Here is a 17,606-nt window from a genome sequence, read left to right as displayed (position 1 = left end):
TATCACAACCTAATCGGCCACAGGCAGGGGCCCGAACTGTCGCAATAGGGTAAAAATTAGGCGGCGCGATCCCTATTTGGGCGTATTTTCTAGGCTAATTTCCCGATTCTCTTTTCCAAGCGACTCGAATTGCCTATCATTCATGAATGAATAGTCAATTTCAGTCCCCAACATTACGGGCAGAGAAGGTCGGAAGTATGGATAAGGCAAAAGAGAAGGTTCAGAGGTTTCGCGCGCGAGAGCAGCGCATCCTGGATGCGGCTCTGGAGCTTCTGCTGGAGCATGGTGAAGAAAAGGTCACGGTCGAGCAGATTGCTGAGCGTGTAGATATCGGCAAAGGCACTATCTATAAGCACTTTATATCTAAAACTGAAATCTATATGCGCTTGCTGATGGACTATGAAAAGTCCCTGGCAGAACGCCTTAAGGTTGCGGTTGAGAATGCGGAGAAAGGTGATATTACCGCACCCGCTCGCGCCTACTTTGAATCCCGTATGGCCGATCCCGGCAAGGATCGCCTATTTCAGCGCTTGGAAGAGAAGATTATCTCTCTTAACCTGGCTCCAGAGATGATCTCGGAATTACATGCTATCCGAAACTCCAACACTTCGGCTTTAAACCGCGTGTTTGAGCGCCGGATAGAGCAGGGCATGCTGAAGAAGGTGCCTGCGTATTATTACTATTCAACCTACTGGGCTCTAGTCCAGGGCGCCGTTGAACTCTACCACTCCAAATCCTTCGCCGATGTGATCGAAGATCGTGAGGGGTTGATGGAGTTCATTATGGATGTGGGGGTACACATTGGTGATACCTCGCAGCGCAAACCCATGGAGAGTGGCCACTCTGGCGATACTGCGGGGTCCTCCTTTGGCTGAGCCACTTTTTCAGCAACTAAAAAAGTTGCAAGAGGAGTTCCACGGGCACCCTCCGGTTGACCGGTGGGACCCGGACTTCTGTGGTGACATGGATATGGTGATCAAAAGCGATGGCCGTTGGATCCATGAGGGTACCGAAATTCGCCGGCAGCCACTGGTGAAGTTATTTGCCAGCATCTTGAAAAGGGAAGGGGACGAGTACTTTTTGGTCACCCCTGTCGAAAAGCTGCGAATACAGGTTGAGGATGCCCCTTTTGTAGCCACTCAGGTTGCGCGCAGCGGCTCAGAGGGTGAGGAGCAGCGGCTATTATTCACTACGAGCGTGGGTGATGTTATCGAGCTGAATCAAGATAGCAATTGGCAGCTGCAAGAATTCGGCACGCCTCCGCAGCCAGTCCCCTATATAGAAGCCCGAAATGGCCTAATGGCCAGGGTTTCCCGCGATGTCTTCTACCAGCTAGTTGATTGGGCAGAAGAGAGAAGGCTGGGCGAAAATGGCTCTGGGCAGCTGTTTATACGCAGTGCAGGTGGCGAATTTCTTTTGGGTTCATATTAATAAACACCCTTTTCTAAACCTGGGGTTGTTTTCTATTCCCCAGGTTTATCTAACTACTTAGATAAGCCTCTCTTGAAGTCGCCTTTAGCGTAAATTCTCCCTAGATTCATAACTTTCCATATTTCTTTTGACGTCTTTGCAGTCAGTTTTGTGCAAATTGGCAAGATAGAATGGCTTTTATATTTTCTTCATTTTTCTGAAAACATAAGTAAATTTAAGGGTAATAAAAAATACAATTAAATGTAAAGTTAGAATTTTTATTGCAAAAATTACCAAAAATATATAAAAATTTAACAAATGCGCAACACGTCATTTCTACACTCCCCTCCGTCCTATTCGCTTAGGCGTAAAAACAAACATAGTATTCAAGCAGTCAATTATTTGATTTCAAGTTTTTACCTGTAAGTAAAATCTGTGATCAATGTTCATAGGCTGCTCATATTTTGGATATTAATTCCTTTAGGGGGGGAGTATGAAGCGTATACAAAATCGAGTTGTCCTGGCTGCCGTAATTGCGGCTTTATTGGCGGGTTGTGATGGTGGTGGTGTCAGCGTTGAGCCTAAGACCGTAGATAATTCAATAGATAACTCTGTTGATAATTCTGGAAGCGGCTCTTCAGAAAATCCTTGTGCAATTGTCGAAAGCTCTGGTGTGCAAGGTACCTATGAGAGTGGTAACTGCCGATATGGAACCGATTTTGTTTCTGCATCCAATCCTTTAACTGAAGATTTATACCTCCCGGCGCTTTCAGAAGGTGGAGCTCATATTTTTGATGGTAGTCTTTTCGTTGGTGAAAATTTCTCTAGTGATGCCGACTTGCAGGCCGCCGGTATCGCCAAGGGTGGAGATGGCGTGAAGCTGGAGATACAGGCTGGGACAACCGTTGCGTTCAAGGATAACTCGGCTTTTATGGTCGTGAATCGTGGCTCGCAAGTTTTTGCCCGTGGTACTGAATCCGCACCAATTACCTTCACTTCTGAAACTGATGTTCGTGGCACTGTGGCTGCTGATGCAGTATCGCAGTGGGGTGGAATGGTTATCAATGGTTTTGGAGTTACCAATAAATGTAAATATAAAGGCTCTATTGGCGGCGGAGATTTGGTCCTGGATGGCGAGTGTCATGTTGCTGCCGAGGGGTCTACTGACGATAACACTTCATACTACGGTGGTGACAACAATGCGGATAACTCTGGTGAGCTTTCCTATGTCGTCGTAAAACATACTGGAGCTTTGGTCGCTAGTGGTGATGAACTCAATGGTATTTCATTTGATGCGGTTGGAAATGGGACTGTGGTAAACAATTTGCAGGCTTATTCCACTTTTGATGATGGGATTGAGTTCTTTGGCGGTGCGGTAGATATCAATAATTATGTTGCTCTTTATGTGCGAGATGACTCAATCGATATTGACGAAGGTTACCGCGGAAGTATCACCAATGCCCTGGTGATTCAGAGTGAAAATGATGGCAACCACTGTATTGAGGCGGATGGAATCGGTTCTTATGAAGACACGATTGATTACACCGCACTGATTAATCAAGGGCTTAACAGCCGCCCTATGATTGATGGGCTGACTTGCATCGTTTCTGCTCAAAAAGAAGGTACGCATGATCCGGGTGCTGGGTGGCGCTTGCGTGAGGGTATTTACCCAATGATTACCAACTCCATAATCGTTGCCTCATTTAAAGCTGACGAAACGGCAGATGATGGTGGCAACTACTGTTTGCGTATGGAAAGTGCCCAAACCCGTAACGAAGCGACCTCTGGAACAGAGCTGGCCCTAACTTCTAACATTTTCGCTTGTGAAGATCGCACTAAAACCGATGAAGCTTCATTCGATTTAGCGGCCTGGGCTGAAGATAACGGTAACCAGTTTGCTCCGATTTCTGGTGCGGTGAGCCCAACCATCGCTATTGATACCAATTTTATTTTGCTAGACGGTACCCCTGCAATCTATACGGTGGCTGCCGATCAACAGCGTATCAATGATGCCGTGCCTACTGTAACTGCGTTTGAACGCGCCTACTTGGGTGCCCTCGACATAAATGGCACTGACTGGACCCAAGGTTGGACTTACGGCCTTCACCAGGGCAGCCGTGCACAGCCTCTCTGGTTTGAATAATTAGCTTTAGGGATTGTTAGGAGTATTTCTCCTGAACCTGCAGGGCGCCGCCTTCGCTGATGGGGTCGGCGCCCTGTTTGGTTTTAACACCTAAAAACAGGAATGATAAGAGGCCCGTGTAATGGCTAAATATGAAAATTTCCAGAGACTGCCGTTGGTAATCGCTATTACCGCGGCCTCTGCTATGGCTCCTGGCGTATTTGCCCAGGATGCGGATTTGGTGGAAGAAAGCACTGGTACAGCACAAGGGATTGAAGAAGTGGTAGTTCAGGGGCGTTTGCGGGACTCCGCAGAGGCCCTGGTCAGTGAGCGCCTGGAAGAAGAAGTGGTCACCGATATCCTTGGTGCCGAGATGATCGGTCGGGTAGGGGATTCTACAGTGGCGGCTGCGTTGCGCAGGGTGTCGGGACTGTCGCTCGTGAGTGATAAGTTCGTCTATGTACGTGGATTGGGGGAGCGTTACTCAAGTACCACGCTAAATGGTGCGACAGTACCCTCACCGGACCTGACCCGAAATGTGATCCCCCTCGATTTATTCCCTACTTCTATCGTGGATTCCCTGGCTGTTCAAAAGAGTTACTCTGCTGATCAGGCTGCTAGCTTTGGCGGTGGCAATGTGGATATTCGCACAAAGGGAATCCCCGATGATCTGACTTATTCTGTAGAGTTAGGCACAGGAAGCAATACGGAAACCAGCGGTGAGGTTCTGAGTTATCAGGGGGGGGATGATGACATCTTCGGAACTGATGATGGTACCAGGGCACTCCCAGGAGAAATATCTGCAGCACTAAAACGCTTTAGGGGAGGCTTGGGCATCTCCGATATCAGAAAAGTTCTGGTCGAGGAGGGAAATCAGCATGCCAGTGAGCAGGAGGCCGATGATGCAGCTCAAGCGCTAAATCGTGAACTGGCCTTAAATCTCAATCGTGATATTTCTATCGAAGAGAATTCCAGTGATCTGGATAGGGATGTGAAAGCGGGTGTAGGCAATCGTTTTTCCCTCAATGATCATTGGGAGTTGGGATTTCTGGCTGGAGCTTCTTATAAAAGTAAGTGGAGGGAGTCTGCGAGAACCTTACGCAATTTTGGTGCCCCCAAAGAGCAATTGAATAATCGTAACAAGTCAACTTTTTCAGTGGATATCAGTGGGAATTTAAATTTAGGTATACGCTTTGCTGATGAGCATGTGATAGAAACTACGAGTATATTCCTGCGCAATACTGATGATGAAACCTCTATTACTGATTACTTTAATGAGAATCGACAGGTGTCGGACGGTTCTGGTTATCGTGAGTATTTGCTGAAGTATGAAGAGAGAGAGCTGGCCCTGAATCAGGTCAAGGGCAGTCACTCTCTGGGGCCTGAGACCAAAACTCTTATGCCCTTTGACCTCCTCAATTGGGTTCCGGAAGAGGTAGTTGTTGATTGGTTTTATTCGGATGCAACAGCGACCACAGATATACCCAATCAGGTTGACGTCATTTCCGATACAGTTACTGATCCTACGACGGGCGAAGTGCTTAGTTCTAAAGTTAGCAGGGGTTCACGAAGTGCAGGATTCCGATTTACTGAGCTTGAAGACGAAGTCAAAAATTACGGCTGGTCAGTCGTCTTGCCTCTAGAGTTTTCATCTTCAAGTTTGGAGTTGATGGGCGGCTTCGCGAGGATGGAGAAGGGGCGCGCCTACAAGCAAACTGAGCTGCGTCTAGATATCTTCAGTGTGGCTACTGAAGATGTAATAGCTGGCCCGTTGGGCGAGGTATTTAGTGATGAAAATATCACCAGCAATGGAAATGACTACGTTTTCGACTTGGCGGGAAGTAACAAGCAAAGCTATTTAGCAGCTACGGCTACAGATGCAGTATTTGGTAAGTTTGATTGGACATTTTTTGAAACCTGGCGGGTTTCCGCTGGAGCCCGCTGGGAAGATTACAGTCAGGTGGCACTTGAATGGAACCCTTATGGCTACTCCATCAGTGACCCTCAGGTAACAACAGACCCAGATGACCTGTTGGAAGCGGTTTATGCTGAGGATGATATATATCCCTCTTTCTCTCTGACTTATATGGGGGCATTTTGGGCGGAGACCTTCCAACTCCGTTTTGGGGTATCGAAAACAGCCGTTCGACCCGATCTACGTGAGATCACTGATGCGTTTTATATTGATCCTATTACCGATGAGCAGGTGAAGGGTAATCCCAACGTTAGACCCTCCGAAATTCATAATTATGATCTGCGTGCCGAGTGGTTCTTTGATAGTGGAGATAGCTTAACGGTCTCCGCTTTTTATAAGGATGTGATTGATCCAATCGAGTTCTTTGAGGCGGCTTCCAGTGATACGAATGTTGCCAGGGAAATTATTAATGCCGAGTCTGGAGAAATTACCGGTATTGAAATCGAAGGCATGAAGCAGCTTGGTTTTCTCGGTGGCTTTATGGATAGCTTCTTTGTGCAGGGTAATGTCACTCTGCAGGAGACCGAGTTGGTTGCTGGAGAGGAGGCAGATGCACCTACAAGTCCGGTTCGGGAAATGACTGGGGCATCCGAATATGTTGTGAATATGTTATTGGGCTTTGATAGCCCAGATGGCAACCATTCGGCAACACTGGGTTATAACGTATTTGGTGAACGTCTACACCTCGCTGGACGTAATCCAGATCCAGATTCTTATGAACAGCCATTCCACTCGTTGGATTTGACTTATTCCTGGTACCCATCAGACGAGGTGACAATAAAAGCGAAAATGCAAAATTTATTAAATGAGTCCATTGAGATTGAACGTGACAGCGTCACCGTGTTTGAAGAAAAACCGGGCCAGACCTTCACTTTGAGCGCTCAATATAAATTTTGATTCCCGCCCCTAGATAACTCCTGCTTCCAGTATCTGAAAGCAGGAGTTCATCCTGTTCCGCGTTCTTTCAAGAGCTGGCCAATAATACGGATACAAAAATGGCGCCCGAAGGCGCCAGAAAGCAAACTGCTTACATATTTGGGTAGTTGGGGCCGCCGCCACCTTCCGGAGTAATCCAGACAATATTCTGGGTTGGGTCTTTGATATCACAGGTCTTACAGTGTACGCAGTTCTGCGCGTTAATCTGGAAGCGCTTGCCATTAGCATCTTCAACCACTTCATAGACGCCTGCGGGGCAGTACCGCTGAGCAGGTTCATCATAGATTGGCAGATTGTGGTTCAGCGGAATCTCCGGATCCTTTAGGGTCAGGTGACAAGGCTGATCTTCCTCGTGGTTGGTGTTGGAGATAAACACAGAGGAGAGCTTGTCAAAGCTGAGTACACCATCGGGCTTGGGGTAATCAATTTTTGCGCAGTCCGCAGCAGGCTTCAATTGTGCGTGATCCGCTTTGGTGTCGCGCAGGGTCCAAGGCAGCTTGCCTTTAAAGATATTGATATCGACAAATGCGTAAGCAGAGCCGAGGATGTTGCCCCACTTGTGTTGTGCCGGGCCGAAGTTGCGCTGCATATGCAGTTCTTTCCAGGCCCAGCTATCGCGATACTTGGCGGTGTAGTCGGTCAGCTCTTCGCTCGTGCGCTCTGCGGCAAGGGCTTCCACAACAGACTCGGCGGCGATCATACCGGACTTCATCGCGGTGTGATTACCTTTGATCTTGGCGAAGTTGAGGGTGCCGGCGTTGTCACCGATCAGTAGGCCGCCAGGGAAAGTCATCTTCGGTTGAGATTGCAGTCCGCCTTTGACAATCGCGCGGGCACCGTAAGCGACACGCTGGCCACCTTCCAGGTATTGCTTGATTACTGGATGGTGCTTGTAGCGCTGAAATTCGTCAAAGGGGCTTACATGTGGGTTGCTGTAGGCAAGATCGGTGATCAGGCCAACCACAACCTGGTTGTCTTCCAGGTGATAAAGGAAGCCGCCCCCGTGGGTGCCGCTCTGCTCCAAAGGCCAGCCTGCAGTGTGAACTACCAGGCCTTGCTGGTGCTTGTCCGCAGGAACTTTCCAGATTTCTTTAATGCCAATGCCGTAATGTTGCGGGTCGGTATCTGTATCCAGCTTGAAGCGCTCGATCAGTTGCTTGCCCAGGTGGCCGCGACAGCCCTCGGCAAAAAGAGTGTACTTGGCGTGCAGCTCCATGCCCGGCATATAGGAGTCTTTCTGCTCACCGTTCAGGCCAATGCCCATATCACCGGTGGCAATACCTTTTACAGAGCCGTCTTCGTTGTAGAGAACTTCTGCAGCGGCGAAGCCGGGGAAGATCTCCACCCCCAGGTTTTCTGCCTGCTCGGACAGCCAGCGGCAGAGGTTGCCGAGGCTGATAATATAGTTGCCCTCGTTATGCATGGTGCTCGGCACAAACATGTTGGGGACTTTGATGGAGTTCTCATCGCTACGCAGAACGTAGATATCGTCGCCCTTGACCTCGGTGTTCAGCGGGGCGCCGCGCTCTTTCCAGTCTGGGAAGAGTTCATTCAGGGCGGTTGGCTCAAAAACTGCGCCAGAGAGAATATGGGCACCGACCTCGGAGCCTTTCTCTACAACGCATACTGAGACGTCTTCATTGAGCTGGCGAATACGGCAGGCCGCTGCCAATCCGGCCGGACCGGCACCCACGATCACTACATCGTATTCCATTGATTCGCGTTCCACGGCACTCTCCTCAGCAGTTGTATTCAACTTTTTGCGGCCATTCCGGCCTTATCATTTATATAGATGGCGGATTATATAGGCGTTTATTCAACCCTACCAATTGCATGACTATTCAATTGCTATGGCAAATGTGCTGTATTTCAACGGCTTAGGGAGACTGAATAGATGGTCTCTATTTCCCGAAATAGATTGCATGAATGGCAGCAGTGACTTCTATTTGACTATTGATTTTGCCGTATAGAACCGCCACCATACACGCCGTTCAAACACTTGTTTGACCAGAACACCGTATCCGTTCGCGATGAGAATCGTCAGTCGCGGCTGTTAAAAAGCATATTTGAGACGGGATTTCCATGAAAGTTCTTGTAGCTGTGAAACGCGTTGTCGACTACAACGTCAAGGTTCGCCCCAAGGCGGACGGCACTGACGTTGATACCGCCAACGTCAAAATGTCTATCAACCCCTTCTGCGAAATCGCAGTAGAAGAGGCGGTTCGCTTGAAGGAAAAAGGCGTTGTTAGCGAGATAGTCGCCGTTTCCATGGGGCCCAAGCAGAGCCAGGAGCAAATCCGCACAGCACTGGCCCTGGGAGCCGACCGAGGCATTCTGGTTGAGGCCGATGCCGAACTGCAGCCTCTGGCTGTAGCCAAATGCCTGAAGGCGATTGTCGATAAAGAAGAGCCACAAATGGTTATTCTCGGCAAGCAGTCTATTGATGGCGACAACAACCAAACCGGCCAGATGCTGGGCGCCTTGACTGGCATGGGGCAGGGCACCTTCGCTTCCGAAGTGGTTGTTGAAGGCGACGCTGTGAAAGTGACTCGTGAAATCGATGGCGGCCTGCAGACTGTAGAGCTGAAACTGCCGGCTATCGTGACCACTGACCTGCGTCTGAACGAGCCGCGCTACGCGTCTCTGCCGAATATTATGAAGGCTAAAAAGAAGCCTCTCGACACCACCACCCCTGATGAGTTGGGTGTAGATATCACTCCGCGCACTAAAACCCTGAAAGTTGAGCCACCGGCTGAGCGTCAGGCTGGCGTTAAAGTTGCCGACGTTGCGGAACTGGTAGAGAAACTGAAAAACGAGGCGAAGGTAATCTGATGAGCATCCTGGTTATTGCTGAACACGACAACGCCGAACTGAAGGGCGCCACGCTCAACACTATTGCCGCGGCTAAAGCTATCGGTGGTGACATCGCCGTTCTGGTTGCTGGCGCGGGTTGTTCTGCCGTTGCTGACGCCGCGGCCAAAGCTGAGGGCGTTAGCAAAGTATTGCTGGCTGACAATGCTGCCTATGAGCACCAGCTGGCTGAAAACGTTGCCAAGCTGGTTGCTGATCTGGGTAAAGACTACGGTCACATCCTGGCTCCCGCTACCACCACTGGTAAAAACATGCTGCCGCGCGCCGCTGCGCTGCTGGATGTTCAGCCGATCTCCGACATCATCTTCGTAGAGAGCGCCGACACTTTCAAACGTCCAATCTACGCTGGTAACGTGATCGCGACCGTGCATAGCTCTGATGCCATCAAGGTGATTTCCGTTCGCACCACTGCTTTCGACGCGGTTGCTGCAGAAGGCGGTAGCGCGGCTGTTGAGTCTGTGGATATTGCAGACGACGCTGGTGTCTCATCCTTTGTAGGTGAAGAGCTCGCCAAGTCCGATCGCCCAGAACTGACCGCCGCTAGCGTGGTCGTATCCGGTGGTCGCGGTATGCAGAATGGCGAAAACTTCGAGATGTTGTACAAGTTGGCAGACAAGCTGGGTGCGGCGGTTGGTGCCTCGCGCGCTGCGGTAGATGCTGGATTTGTGCCCAACGACATGCAGGTTGGTCAAACCGGTAAGATCGTCGCTCCCGACCTGTATATCGCTGTTGGTATCTCCGGCGCTATCCAGCACTTGGCCGGTATGAAGGATTCCAAGGTTATCGTGGCCATCAACAAAGATGAAGAAGCTCCAATCTTCTCTGTTGCTGATTACGGCCTGGTGGCTGATTTGTTTGAAGCGGTCCCCGAGCTTGAAGCAAAGCTGTAATTCCTGATTAGTATACTGATCAGTATTGAAAAGGCGGCGTATTGCCGCCTTTTCTCATTTTTGGCTTCTGGACTACGGAACTAGTGTGCAATTTCGGGGACGAAGTGATGGTTTGCAACGTTTAACTGGGCAGGAGCGTTGCCTTTCAGAGGCAGAGGCAACAAAATAGGCGTCAAAAACCAATAACCTAAGAAAGTTGAACTTGTACGTGGGTATGTTCATGTCCCCATTAAAGCGAGCCATTGGCTCAGTAGGTAACGGCCTTGGCCAGGGCGATTCGCGAAGATCATTCTCTCGCGGCACCATGGCAGCATCCGCAGTGGGACTACTTTGGGTGTCTGGCAATCTGCTTGCCTATGGCGCATTGTTGATTCCCTCGGAGCCGGAGGAGTCTCTACTTGCCGAGCGTAACGATAGTCGGGTAAGTGCCCCTCAGGCAGCTTCCATACCGAATACTCCCTTCTTCGGCTATGCCGAAGCCAAGAAGCAAGAAGCTATCCCAGAGGTGGATCTCTCTAACCTCCCTGTAACCCAGCTGAATATTGTTCTTTCCGGGGTTTTGGATAATTCAGATAAGAGTAAGGCCAGTGCCTTGGTTGCCGAGAAGGGCAAGCCTGCTCAGCGATTGTTTGTGGGCGACTCCCTACCCGGTGGCGCCGAACTTTATTCTGTTGAGGTAGACCATGTAGTTCTTCGTCGTAATGGCAGGATGGAAAAACTGACATATCCAGAGATGGACGGACGCCCGAATGTTCCGTTGAGAAATTATTCAAGCCTGTCAAATAAGTCCAGGCAGAGCAGTAGTACGAGAAGTTCTTCGAGACGTGAAGCGAGCCAGGAAAGTATTCGAGAGCGGATGGAAAAGCTGCGTGAATTGGCCCGTGAGCGTCGTGCTCAGCGCCAGCCCCAATAAAACTGTCTAACTAGATTGTTTTGAGTTTTTTGAACATTTACTAGAGCCAGATAAATAATGATGAAGATGTTTTATCGACGGCTGATTGCGGTCGGGTTTGGTTTTTTTGTGTCTACTGCAACGCTGGCTCAAGGCTCGGAGAGAGTTACCCTCTCTCTCGACAATGCCGATGTTCGCGACCTGATTAACTGGGCAGCCGATTTCACCGGCAAAAATATTATTGTCCACCCCAATGTAAAAGGGAAAGTCACCGTCGTTGCCGGTGACCCTATGACACACGATGAAGCTTTCGATGTTTTTATGTCGGTGCTTCAGGTAAACGGTTTCAGCCTGGTAGAGCAGGGCGGTACCTGGAAAGTGGTACCCGATGCGCTCGCTAAACAACAGGCAATTCCTGTTGCCGATGAAAACACCCGCGCTCCGGCCGAATCCCTGGTTGTCCGCACGGTTCGGGTTGAAAACATCTCCGCTTCCCAGTTGATTGCCATGTTGCGCCCGCTGATTCCCCAGACCGGCCACTTGGCAGCTTATGCCGATACCAACACCCTGATCATTGCCGATCGTGCGGCAAATATTGACCAGATTGTACGCTTGGTCGATCAGCTGGACCGCGCCGGTGCGATTGATATTGAAGTGGTTCCCTTGATGTTTGCCTCCGCCAAAGAGGTTAAGCAAATCCTCAATGACTTGCTGCAGGCGTCTGGAGGTAAAGGTGCAGGCCAAGAAGTTCAGCCGCTGCGTATCGCAGTGGATGAGCGATCCAACAGCGTGCTATTGACTGGCGACCCGGTAACTCGCCAACAAATTCGTACTGTTATTGGCCGATTGGATCAGCCGCTGGATGGCGACGGCAACACGGCTGTGGTTTATATCCAATATGCTAATGCCGCTGACCTTAAGCCGATATTGGAAGGTATGAGCGGCAGTATCCAGAATACGGAGAAAGACCAGCAGGCTGCGAATGTTGAAGTCAGCATTCAGGTCAACGAATCTCTCAATGCCCTGGTTCTCACTGCACCCCCGGCATTGCTGGAAACGATGAAAGGCGTTATTGCGCGCTTGGATGTGCGTCGTGCCCAGGTGCTGATTGAGGCGATTATTGTCGAGGTGAATGAGGATACCAATAACGAACTGGGTATCAGCTGGATTACGGGTGATGAAAACCTTGTTGCTGGTTGGAACAACCTGCCAGCAAAAGATGGTGACGATAATATCAACCCCTTCTCACTGCCTTTGGAGAGCTTAACTGGTGCTAACGCATTGCACTTGGGGTATCTGAGTGGCACCGATCTGCGGGTTGCAGTGAACGCGCTTGCCACAGCCGGTAACACCAATATTCTGTCTACGCCAACCATTATGGCTTTGGATAACGAGGAAGCCGAAATCCTCGTCGGTCAGAACGTACCATTTATTACTGGTGAGCAACTGTTGTCCGGCAGTAATGATGATCCTTTCACCACGATCCAGCGTGAAGATATTGGTACCACCCTCAAAGTTACTCCGCGAGTGAACAACAACAACTCGGTAACCCTCGAAATTGAGCAAAAGGTTGAAAACCTGCTTTCCGCCGCAGCTGATGCAGCGGTCGGGGCCTCGGATATCATCACCAGTAAGCGCGAGATCCGCACCAAGGTATTGATTGATGACGGTGCGATTTTAGTATTGGGTGGGTTGATTGAGGATCGAGTGACTGATTCCGTTCAAAAGGTACCCTTGCTGGGAGATATCCCAGGGATTGGCCGCTTATTCCGTAACAACAAGAAGGATGTCCAAAAGACCAACCTGATGGTGTTCCTGAAGCCGAAAATCCTGAGCACCCAGGTGGCTGGCTACGAAGAAACCCGCAAGCGCTACATGGATATGCAGCAGAAGCAGATCTTCTTGAAAGACAGAACCAGCCTGCTGTGGGATTGGCACCGCGGTGATGCACTGCCTGACTTGATGCCGCCGACTGGCACCTATAACGAGAGCCCAGCGCCGGTAGATGGTTCTATCAATGCCGTCGATAACCTGGAAGATGCCCTGGAGGGAATGCCTGGCGAGGTTGAGGTATTGGACGGTGAGGTTGAGGTGCTGGAGGTAGAAGAATCTAAATGACGGTTGATACAGGAACAGGGACTCCAGCAATTCGTCGCCTTCCATATGCTTTCGCCAAGCGCCACAAGGTCCTGCTACTGGAGCAGGAGGGGCGCCCGCTGTGCCAATACGTTGCACCGCTGAGCCCCTCTGCGATTGCAGAGGTGCAGCGTATCAATGGCGGTGCGGTTAGCCTGGAGTCGGTGGAAGATGAGATTTTCCAGGTGGCGCTACAGCGCCTCTACGAAAACCGTGAAGGCGGTAACCTCTCTGAAGTAGAGGGGTTGGGCGACGACTTGGACTTGGCTGCGGTGGTAGATTCACTGCCGGAAACAGAAGACCTGCTGGAGCAGGAAGACGATGCGCCCATCGTTAAGTTGATCAATGCGATATTTGCGGAGTCCCTGAAGCAGGGCGCTTCGGATATTCATATTGAGACCTTCGAAAAACGTTTGGTGGTGCGTTTCCGGGTTGATGGTGTACTGCGTGAAGTACTGCAGCCCCGGCGCGCCTTGGCACCGCTGTTGGTTTCCCGTATCAAGGTGATGGCCAAGCTGGATATCGCCGAAAAGCGTATTCCACAAGATGGCCGTATTTCACTGTTGATGGCCGGGCGCGAAGTGGATGTACGTGTTTCCACCATGCCATCTTCGGCTGGCGAGCGTGTGGTGATGCGTCTGCTCGACAAGCAGGCGGGGAAGATGGACCTAACCAAGCTGGGTATGTCCGAACGGGATCTCAGTGTTATGACTGAGCTATTGGCCCACCCCCACGGCATTATTCTGGTTACGGGCCCGACGGGCTCGGGTAAAACGACCACCCTCTATGCCGGTCTCGGCAGTATCAACAGTCGCGAAAAAAATATTCTGACGGTGGAAGACCCGGTCGAATACAACCTGGAAGGGGTTGGACAGACTCAGGTGAACACTAAGGCAGATATGACGTTTGCACGGGGCTTGCGCGCAATTTTGCGTCAGGACCCGGATGTGGTGATGATTGGTGAGATCCGCGACCTTGAAACTATGCAGATCGCCATCCAGGCGAGTTTGACAGGTCACTTGGTACTCTCGACCCTGCATACCAATACCGCGCTTGGTGCTGTTACCCGCCTGATGGACATGGGCATCGAACCATTCTTGCTGTCCTCCAGTTTGATCGGAGTTCTCGCACAGCGCCTGGTCAGGGTACTTTGTCCCACCTGTAAGCAGCCCCATATCCCCGACGAGGGGGAAAGGGCGGTGCTCGGTGTTGCACCCGGTGATGATGCCCTTATCTACCGTCCCAAGGGTTGTGATGATTGCAACCATACCGGCTATGTGGGTCGAATCGGTATCTACGAACTGGTGCCACTCAATGAAATCATGCGCCAGTTGATTCATGATCGCGCCTCCGAAAGTAAGTTGGTGGCAGAGGCGCGCAAGCTCGGGCCAAGTATCCGCGATGATGGTGTCGCCAAGATCTTGGCGGGCAGGACTTCCCTCGAAGAAGTGATGCGGGTAACCCAGGAGTCCTGATAGTGGCAGCATTTGAATACACCGCCCTGGCGGCATCGGGTCGGAAGAGCAAAGGAACCCTCGAGGCGGATAGCGCCCGCTCCGCGCGACAGCAGTTGCGCGCTAAAGGCATGGTGCCTTTGGATGTCGCGCCAGCTGCAGAGCAATCCGAGAAGAGCGCTGGCGCCTTTATGTCCGGAAGTCCCGGGCTCAGTATTAAAAACCTGGCCCTGCTCACCCGCCAGATCGCCACTCTGTTGCGTGCTGGTATTCCTTTGGAGGAAACCCTGGGAGCAATTGCCAATCAGACCCGCAACCAAAAGATCCGGCGTGTAGTACTGGCAGTGCGCGGCAAGATTCTGGAGGGCCACAGTTTTGCCCAGGCCCTGGGTTGCTTTCCCAAGGCTTTCCCTAAGCTCTACCGGGCTACGGTGGAAGCCGGTGAGCACTCCGGGCACCTGGATGCGGTGCTGGAACGCTTGGGAGACTACACCGAGGGGCAGCAGCAGTTTCGCCAGAAAGTGCAATTGGCACTGATTTACCCCATGGTATTGGTCTTTATCTGTGTCCTCGTGGTTACTGGCCTGATGGTTTATGTGGTGCCGGATGTCATTGAGGTCTTCACAGGCACCGGACAAATTTTGCCGCTGCCCACTCGAATACTGGTATCACTGAGTGACTTTATTGCCGCCTGGGGTTGGCTGGTACCCCCAGCGCTGGGCGCCATTATTGCTGGTGTGGTCATTATGCTGCGCCGCCCCGCGATCAAATTTAAGTTTCACCACCGTCTGTTGGAGCTTCCCGTTATTGGCTGGATGGTGCGCGGTGCGCAAAGTGCGCGCTATGTGGGCACCTTGGCGATCCTAACCGGTAGTAGTGTCCCTCTGGTACAAGCGATGGGTATTGCTCGCGGGGTTATGACCAATGAGTTCTTGAAAGATCGCCTGGAAACTGCACAGAAGACGGTGCGTGAAGGCGGTAGTTTGCACCGAGCCATGGAAGATATTGGCTATTTCCCACCAATGATGATCTATATGATCGCCAGTGGTGAATCTTCCGGCACCCTGGACGAAATGCTGCAGAGGGCCGCGGAGTCTCAGGAGCAAGACCTTCAGGGGGCGGTGACTGCTTTTGTGAGCTTGTTCGAACCGCTGATGTTGCTTGTTATGGCCGCTATCGTACTATTTATCGTGATGGCTATCATGATGCCAATCATGAGCATGAACGAACTGGCTATGTAGAGCTCAAAGTAGTGAAGTCCATAGATTCTGGATGCAGGTTATTTAGGAGGGGAAGATGAAATCCTTACTAAACAGCCGTGGCTTTACCCTACGCGAGGCCTCAAGGGTGCTTATTGGTCTTGGTTTAGTAGGGGTGCTCGGCTTCTTACTGCTTTGAAAATGTAGATAGTCTCTTTTTACAAAAACTGAATATTTTTAAATTGGGGTCACGATTCCCTTCGTGGCCCTGGGGGTTCCCAGCTTTCAGCTGAACTTGGAGAGAAAAATGCGAAACCTACGTAGAAGTGGTGGCTTCACCTTGATTGAAGTCATGGTGGTGATTGTGATCCTTGGTGTTCTCGGCGCCATGGTGGTCCCCAGTGTTTTGGGCAAAACTGGTGAGGCCCGCATGAAGGCAGCCCGCGTTGACCTTCGCGCTATCGAGACCGCCCTCGACATGTACCGCATGGACAACTTCGTTTACCCAAGTTCCGACCAAGGCCTGGAAGCTCTGGTGACACGCCCGTCCGGTTTCCCTGAAGCCAAAAACTGGAATGAACCTTACTTGAAGAAAGCGCCCAAGGATCCTTGGGGTAACGCTTATCAGTACATCAGCCCTGGCAGTAACGGTGCTTTCGACTTGTTCTCTCTGGGTGCCGATGGCAAGCCTGGTGGGGAAGGTGAGGCCGCCGATATTTTTGCCGCTGATCTGTAATCCGGGTCCAATAGCACTCGATGTACAAGCGACTTGCTCTCACGGGGCTCAAGCGTAATCGCGGTTTCACACTGGTCGAGATATTGGTGGTGATTGTAATCATTGCCAGCTTGGCTGGGATGGCCGTGATGTCCCTGGGTAGTTCCGGGGCACGTGTGTGGGAGGGGGAGACTCAGCGTCTCTCCGCCCTGTTACAGCTAGTCGCCGATCGGGCCTTGATCGATAAAGCCCACTACGGTGTCGTTCTTGAACCGGAATCTTATACCGTGGTGCGGTTTGACCCCACTACCATGACTTGGGTAGCGCCCGATATGGCTGCCGCCGGCAGGCGCAGTCAGCGCTTTGCGGCCCATGAATTCCCTGCAATTGTGCGCCTTGAAGTTCTTGAAGAGGCAGAACTCCCTTCAACTCAATCTACCGAGTTTGCCGAAGAGCAGGGCGACGAAGAAAATCTTAAGCCACAGTTCGTTGCCTTATCGAGTGGTGAAGTTCTACCGGTGAAGTTGGCAGTATTCCTAATCGAGGATGGCGACTATGCCCGTGGCGCAACAATTTCCTACAGCAGCCTGTACGGTTTGCAGTTAGAGTGGCAAGCCGATGACCTTTAAGTGCAAGACCATGAATCGCCAGGGTGGTTTTACCCTGGTAGAGGTTTTGATTGCCCTAGTTATCTTTGGGGTAATCGCTGCCAGTGTGTTGCGCACCATGCAGAGCAGTGTCCAGCGCCAGCGGGTGATGGAGGAGCGGCTCGCTGCCAACTGGGTGGCGCAACAGATACTCTCACAAGTTCGTGTGCAAACTCCCTGGCCACCCATTGGTGAGAAAAAGGATGAAGTGTCCTTTGCCGGGAGGGACTGGGAAGTGACTGCAAAGGTGGAGGCGACCAGTGAAGAACGTCTGCGCCATATCATTATTAAAGTGGGTTATCCCGATGCCGAAAATCCAACCCTAACCTTGGATGCCTGGGCGGCGGAGGAGTAGCTTC

Annotated in this window: 14 protein-coding genes; 13 read left to right on the top strand and 1 reads right to left on the bottom strand. The window is 51.2% G+C overall.

All coding sequences use genetic code 11. The features are described 5' to 3' along the window. Positions 1 to 197 precede the first annotated feature (197 nt). The 4 genes from ACJJID_RS07845 to ACJJID_RS07830 all read left to right on the top strand — a co-directional run bounded on the left by ACJJID_RS07845 (position 198) and on the right by ACJJID_RS07830 (position 6,404). Entirely contained in the window at positions 198 to 875 is a 678-nt protein-coding gene (locus ACJJID_RS07845; protein ID WP_226646348.1) for a TetR/AcrR family transcriptional regulator, read from the top strand. After that, positions 868 to 1,431, top strand: a complete 564-nt coding sequence (locus ACJJID_RS07840; protein WP_444922221.1) for a DUF1285 domain-containing protein — start codon at positions 868 to 870, stop codon at positions 1,429 to 1,431. Before ACJJID_RS07845 ends, ACJJID_RS07840 begins: the two co-directional genes overlap by 8 nt. 472 nt (positions 1,432 to 1,903) lie before the next feature. Further along, positions 1,904 to 3,553 (top strand): serine/threonine protein kinase, encoded by a 1,650-nt coding sequence (locus ACJJID_RS07835; protein WP_444922220.1) that lies wholly within the window; start codon positions 1,904 to 1,906, stop codon positions 3,551 to 3,553. 121 nt (positions 3,554 to 3,674) lie between these two features. Further along, positions 3,675 to 6,404, top strand: a complete 2,730-nt coding sequence (locus tag ACJJID_RS07830) for a TonB-dependent receptor domain-containing protein (protein WP_444922219.1) — start codon at positions 3,675 to 3,677, stop codon at positions 6,402 to 6,404. Between the two features lie 130 nt (positions 6,405 to 6,534). Here ACJJID_RS07830 and ACJJID_RS07825 read toward each other — a convergent pair whose 3' ends face one another. Beyond that, on the bottom strand, positions 6,535 to 8,172 hold the full coding sequence (locus ACJJID_RS07825) for an electron transfer flavoprotein-ubiquinone oxidoreductase (RefSeq protein ID WP_444922218.1): 1,638 nt from the start codon (positions 8,170 to 8,172) through the stop codon (positions 6,535 to 6,537). 353 nt (positions 8,173 to 8,525) lie between these two features. On the opposite strand from ACJJID_RS07825, the gene ACJJID_RS07820 reads away from it, so the two are divergent. From ACJJID_RS07820 to gspI, 9 genes are all read left to right on the top strand, one after another. Continuing rightward, a complete protein-coding gene (locus tag ACJJID_RS07820) occupies positions 8,526 to 9,275 on the top strand; it encodes an electron transfer flavoprotein subunit beta/FixA family protein (protein WP_444922217.1) in 750 nt (249 codons plus the stop codon). Further along, positions 9,275 to 10,204, top strand: a complete 930-nt coding sequence (locus ACJJID_RS07815) for an electron transfer flavoprotein subunit alpha/FixB family protein (protein ID WP_444922216.1) — start codon at positions 9,275 to 9,277, stop codon at positions 10,202 to 10,204. Before ACJJID_RS07820 ends, ACJJID_RS07815 begins: the two co-directional genes overlap by 1 nt. A gap of 220 nt (positions 10,205 to 10,424) precedes the next feature. After that, entirely contained in the window at positions 10,425 to 11,117 is a 693-nt protein-coding gene (locus ACJJID_RS07810) for a type II secretion system protein N (RefSeq protein WP_444922215.1), read from the top strand. A gap of 57 nt (positions 11,118 to 11,174) precedes the next feature. Beyond that, on the top strand, positions 11,175 to 13,214 hold the full coding sequence (gene gspD, locus ACJJID_RS07805) for a type II secretion system secretin GspD (protein WP_444922214.1): 2,040 nt from the start codon (positions 11,175 to 11,177) through the stop codon (positions 13,212 to 13,214). Beyond that, positions 13,211 to 14,707, top strand: a complete 1,497-nt coding sequence (gspE, locus tag ACJJID_RS07800) for a type II secretion system ATPase GspE (protein WP_152453653.1) — start codon at positions 13,211 to 13,213, stop codon at positions 14,705 to 14,707. The genes gspD and gspE overlap by 4 nt, the downstream gene beginning before the upstream one ends. Positions 14,708 to 14,709: 2 nt before the next feature. Then, positions 14,710 to 15,927 carry a type II secretion system inner membrane protein GspF gene (gene gspF / locus ACJJID_RS07795; protein ID WP_152453652.1) on the top strand — a complete coding sequence of 406 codons (1,218 nt, stop codon included), beginning with the start codon at positions 14,710 to 14,712 and terminating at the stop codon, positions 15,925 to 15,927. Positions 15,928 to 16,192: 265 nt separating this feature from the next. Beyond that, positions 16,193 to 16,621 carry a type II secretion system major pseudopilin GspG gene (gene gspG, locus ACJJID_RS07790; protein ID WP_152453651.1) on the top strand — a complete coding sequence of 143 codons (429 nt, stop codon included), beginning with the start codon at positions 16,193 to 16,195 and terminating at the stop codon, positions 16,619 to 16,621. A gap of 20 nt (positions 16,622 to 16,641) precedes the next feature. Further along, on the top strand, positions 16,642 to 17,229 hold the full coding sequence (locus ACJJID_RS07785; protein ID WP_152453650.1) for a prepilin-type N-terminal cleavage/methylation domain-containing protein: 588 nt from the start codon (positions 16,642 to 16,644) through the stop codon (positions 17,227 to 17,229). Beyond that, entirely contained in the window at positions 17,219 to 17,602 is a 384-nt protein-coding gene (gspI, locus tag ACJJID_RS07780; protein ID WP_444922213.1) for a type II secretion system minor pseudopilin GspI, read from the top strand. Before ACJJID_RS07785 ends, gspI begins: the two co-directional genes overlap by 11 nt. Positions 17,603 to 17,606 lie beyond the last annotated feature (4 nt).

The organism is Microbulbifer sp. CnH-101-G (assembly GCF_052466775.1).
The sequence above is the reverse complement of the archived record's forward strand: the minus strand, read 5'-3'. Positions and strand labels throughout refer to the sequence as shown.

Coding starts and splice junctions, on each gene's coding strand:
- gspD (WP_444922214.1), top strand. CDS start 11,175: ATGATGAAGATGTTTTATCGACGGCTGATTGCGGTCGGGTTTGGTTTT.
- ACJJID_RS07810 (WP_444922215.1), top strand. CDS start 10,425: ATGTCCCCATTAAAGCGAGCCATTGGCTCAGTAGGTAACGGCCTTGGC.
- ACJJID_RS07820 (WP_444922217.1), top strand. CDS start 8,526: ATGAAAGTTCTTGTAGCTGTGAAACGCGTTGTCGACTACAACGTCAAG.
- gspG (WP_152453651.1), top strand. CDS start 16,193: ATGCGAAACCTACGTAGAAGTGGTGGCTTCACCTTGATTGAAGTCATG.
- gspI (WP_444922213.1), top strand. CDS start 17,219: ATGACCTTTAAGTGCAAGACCATGAATCGCCAGGGTGGTTTTACCCTG.
- ACJJID_RS07845 (WP_226646348.1), top strand. CDS start 198: ATGGATAAGGCAAAAGAGAAGGTTCAGAGGTTTCGCGCGCGAGAGCAG.
- ACJJID_RS07785 (WP_152453650.1), top strand. CDS start 16,642: ATGTACAAGCGACTTGCTCTCACGGGGCTCAAGCGTAATCGCGGTTTC.
- ACJJID_RS07830 (WP_444922219.1), top strand. CDS start 3,675: ATGGCTAAATATGAAAATTTCCAGAGACTGCCGTTGGTAATCGCTATT.
- gspE (WP_152453653.1), top strand. CDS start 13,211: ATGACGGTTGATACAGGAACAGGGACTCCAGCAATTCGTCGCCTTCCA.
- ACJJID_RS07835 (WP_444922220.1), top strand. CDS start 1,904: ATGAAGCGTATACAAAATCGAGTTGTCCTGGCTGCCGTAATTGCGGCT.
- ACJJID_RS07815 (WP_444922216.1), top strand. CDS start 9,275: ATGAGCATCCTGGTTATTGCTGAACACGACAACGCCGAACTGAAGGGC.